Below are 3,928 nucleotides of genomic sequence, written 5' to 3'. Positions count from 1 at the left end.
TTACAAAATGTAAAAGAATATTTAAAAATTGACGGCGATGAGGAAAATACTCAAATTCAAGAATTTATCGATACTGCTGTTGAAGAGTTGGAGGACTCTGGTATTAAAGATCAATCTACTGTTAGTTATGGAATGGCTATCAAACTATTGGTGGCCGGCTATTATGAGGAGCGTCGTCCTCAAGTGATTGGTACGGTAACTACCAATTTACAATATAGTTTGGAACGCATCATTTTACGGCTTAAAGCTCGTGAATTACCGGCAGGTGATGAAGAATGAATGCAGGGGACCAAAGACATCGACTAATATTTAAACAGAACGATGCCGTAGATGAAGAAGGCTATCCGATTCCGGGTGGAGTAGAATATACAAGAGCCTGGGCCAGTCTAAAAACGCTAAAAGGTAATACTCGATTTTTAGCGGCTCAATCTCAAATGGAACACAACCGTGAGTTTACGATTCGATATCAGAAAAAGCTATTGGACAGTGAAAGACCTAAAAGTTTAATAGTCTACTGGAGAAAAAAGAAACATGAGATTGAGTCCATTGAAGATGATGATGGATTAAGACAGTCCATGACAGTTGTATTAAAGGCTGTGACGTAAATGGAAATGCAATTAGAAGGTTTGCAAGAGTTAACCAGGCACATGCAACGAATGGAACGTAACGTAAAGAATGATGAAGAAAAAGCATTAGAAGCAGGCGCCAAGGTAATGCAAGCAGGTGCGCAAGATTTAGTTAGGTATAGAACTGGTAATTTACATGATCATATTGAAATCTCTGAGGTCGAAAACGGCCAGATTGAGATCTATGTAGATAACCAAGGTAAAGCCTACTATGGGCAAATGGTGGAATTGGGTACATCTAAAATGCAAGCTATACCATTCATGGGACCTGCATTCATGCGTGATCAATTGAAGATTGAACAAGCAATGGCTAACAGTTTACGTCAAAGTTTGGGGTTATCACTATGAATAAGTTAATTAAAGATACTTTAGAACCAATTAATTTACCAGTTGTATATCAAGAAGAAAGACAAGGCGAATTAGAATATATTCGCTTTTTTTATTTACCGCAAGTGGATTTCCAAGCGGATGATAGTGAGCAGTACAATACTATTTACATCCAAGTTGATATTTTCACACCTGGTAATCCAAATCATTATGCAAAACAAGCAAAACAATTGATGAAAGAAGCAGGCTTTAAGAAAAATTTTGATCATGAATTGTACGAAGAAGACACAGGTCTTTTTCATTATGTATTGCGATTTTACAAAATAGAGGAGGAAGGTTAATGGCAACAGTAGGTTTAAAAGACGTTTATTATGCACTAATAACAGAAGATGGGGAAAGTGGTACTACTTACGAAACACCTAAACGCATGGGTAAAGGTATTACAGCTAACCTTAACCCTACTTATAACACAGCTGATTTACGAGCAGATGATGGTGTGGCTGAGACTGCAGAATCAAGAGGGGTAACTACCGTATCACTTAATACCGATGATCTTGCAAAACAAGTGCAAGCTGACATATTTGGAAAAACGATTAATAGTGATGGGGTGCTGATCGATAGTGAGGATGACCGACCACCTTACTTAGCTTTAATGTTTAGGTCGGAAAAAGCAAATGGAGCTTATCGTTATACCGTTCTTTATCGTGGTAAATTTACGCCTCCAGCTAAAAACTATGAAACAAAACAAGAAACACCTGCTTTCCAAACTCCGACTACAGAAGGTCGTTTTTTACGTCGGAAATCAGATAATAAATTCGGAGCAGAAGTGGATGAGGATGACGAAGATTTAGTAGATTCAACCATTACAGATACTTGGTTTGACTCTGTCTATGAAGAAACTCAGACAGTATAGGAGGTATAGTTGATGCAACTATCGTTATTTTTACAAAATGAAGAGAAAGAAACGGAAGAAAAAATATACAACATTGGCTTTGTATCAGGAAGGCATTTTCGCAAAGTGAATGAGTTTGATGAAACGATCGATTACTCTGACATCAGTCTAGAGCAAATGGATACATTAGTTGGTTTCGTGTGTGATGTGTTCGGAAATCAATTTGACATCAATCAATTTTACGAAGGTATACCGTCACATCAAGTAATTTCAACAATTACTGATGTATTTGTCCGTGTTCGAACCGGAAAAACACCGGAGGAACTAGAAAAAGAACGTAAAGAAGCTGACGAGGGAAACGAAACGGGGAAGCAATGACACCGGAAGAGGTGCGTGCTTCCCTAAAAGAAAAGGCTATAGAAACAAAAAACAAGGTCATCAAACCTTTATACAAACAGCTATTAAAAAATGGATGGACACTCAGTCAAATAGACGAGATGGACATCCATTTTTATTTGGATTTATTTAAACAAGAAAAAGTGTACATCGATCAAATTAAATTGTTCTAGGAGGTGATCGCGTTGGCAAATGTAGGAGCATTAAGAACTACTATAAGTTTAGACTCAGCACAATTTACGCAATCTATGGCAGGTGTTAACCGTCAGTTAAAAAGTCTGCAACAAGAGCAAAAAGCGGTCACCTCATCTGGAACTGGCTTTGCTCGAGGAGTAGAGGAACTTAGAAAAAAATCAGACGTATTAAATAGAACGCTAGAACTGCAGCAAGCAAAGGTTAACGAATTAAAAAGACGTTATGAAGATAGTAAGAAAGCTACAGGTGATAACTCAAGAGAAACACAAAGGGCGCAAACGGCATACAATAAAGCCGTTGCTGAAATGAATAAAACCGAAAATGCACTTAAAAGTATTACGGAAGAATTAAACCGTCAAACCAATCCATGGAAGCAACTGGAGACAAATCTTAACAACGCAAGCGATAAATTAAAAGTTGCTGGCGAGAAAATGACTAATTTTGGTCGTAACATGACCATGAAAGTGACGACTCCTATCCTTGGTTTAGGCGGAGCTATGCTCAAAACGGGCATTGATTTTGAATCGTCTATGTCTAATGTTCAGGCGATCAGTGGGGCAACTGGTGATGATCTACAGCAATTAGAGGACCGTGCCCGCGAATTAGGTGCAACTACTTCAAAAAGTGCATCTGAAGCAGCGGACGGATTAGGGTATATGGCACTTGCTGGTTGGGAAACAGAAGAGATGCTTCAAGGAATTGAACCAGTGTTACGATTATCCGAAGCCGGAAATATTGATTTAGCACGAGCTTCTGACTTAGCTACTGACTCCATGTCAGCACTTCAGATTGAAGCCAAAGACTTACCGGCATACCTAGATAATGTTGCTGAAGCCTCTCGTAATTCTAACACTAGTGTAGATGCATTAATGGATGCTTATATTACTGCAGGTGGTAACTTATCTGAATTTAATGTCCCCTTAGAAGAATCAACTGCAATTCTTGGTTTACTTGCCAATCGTGGTTTAAAGGGCAGCGAAGCCGGACGAGCGTTGAACGCGATTATGGTTAACTTAACAAGCGGTGCTGGTCAAGCCGGGGAAGCGTTAGAGGAATTAGAAATTAGTGCCTTTGATGCTGATGGTGAGTTTATTGGTTTAGAAGAAACACTTAGATTAGTTAAAGATCGTACGAAAGACATGACAGATGAACAGAAAGCGCAATATATTTCAATGATTGCTGGTAAAGAACATTTGAAATCCTTCCAAGGCTTGCTTGCTGGTCTAGATGATGAATATGGTGATTTAAAAGAAAACGTATCAGATGCTGATGGTGCTTTAAATAACATGGCTGAAACCATGCAGGACAATGCACAAGGTAATATTAATCGTTTGAAATCTTCCTTTGAAGAATTATCGATACAGTTTTCCGAGCATGTTCTACCAGCTTTCACAAGAGGTGTAGAAAAGCTAACTGAAGTGGTAGATTGGTTCGGAGAATTAGACGATTCCACTCAAGATAATATTATCAAAATGGCTGGCTTTGCAGCTGC

Annotated in this window: 7 protein-coding genes; all 7 read left to right on the top strand. The window is 38.7% G+C overall.

Going from position 1 to position 3,928, the window contains the following annotated elements:
• Positions 1–279 (top strand): head-tail connector protein (locus D569_RS23345; RefSeq protein ID WP_018934605.1); only part of this gene is annotated, 279 nt, incomplete at its 5' end.
• Positions 276–605 carry a phage head closure protein gene (locus D569_RS0122095; RefSeq protein WP_018934604.1) on the top strand — a complete coding sequence of 110 codons (330 nt, stop codon included), beginning with the start codon at positions 276–278 and terminating at the stop codon, positions 603–605. The genes D569_RS23345 and D569_RS0122095, both read left to right, overlap by 4 nt.
• Positions 606–974, top strand: a complete 369-nt coding sequence (locus D569_RS0122090) for an HK97-gp10 family putative phage morphogenesis protein (RefSeq protein WP_018934603.1) — start codon at positions 606–608, stop codon at positions 972–974.
• Positions 971–1,294, top strand: coding sequence for a hypothetical protein (locus D569_RS0122085; protein ID WP_018934602.1), 324 nt, complete (start codon positions 971–973; stop codon positions 1,292–1,294). Before D569_RS0122090 ends, D569_RS0122085 begins: the two co-directional genes overlap by 4 nt.
• Entirely contained in the window at positions 1,294–1,866 is a 573-nt protein-coding gene (locus D569_RS0122080) for a major tail protein (RefSeq protein WP_018934601.1), read from the top strand. Before D569_RS0122085 ends, D569_RS0122080 begins: the two co-directional genes overlap by 1 nt.
• Before the next feature lie 12 nt (positions 1,867–1,878).
• Positions 1,879–2,223, top strand: coding sequence for a phage tail assembly chaperone G (gene gpG / locus D569_RS0122075; protein WP_018934600.1), 345 nt, complete (start codon positions 1,879–1,881; stop codon positions 2,221–2,223).
• Positions 2,224–2,426: 203 nt separating this feature from the next.
• A partial coding sequence (locus D569_RS0122065) for a phage tail tape measure protein (protein ID WP_018934598.1) occupies positions 2,427–3,928 on the top strand: 1,502 nt, incomplete at its 3' end.

Origin of the sequence: Gracilibacillus lacisalsi DSM 19029 (assembly GCF_000377765.1) — a bacterium.
Taxonomy (GTDB): domain Bacteria; phylum Bacillota; class Bacilli; order Bacillales; family Amphibacillaceae; genus Gracilibacillus; species Gracilibacillus lacisalsi.
The sequence above is the reverse complement of the archived record's forward strand: the minus strand, read 5'-3'. Positions and strand labels throughout refer to the sequence as shown.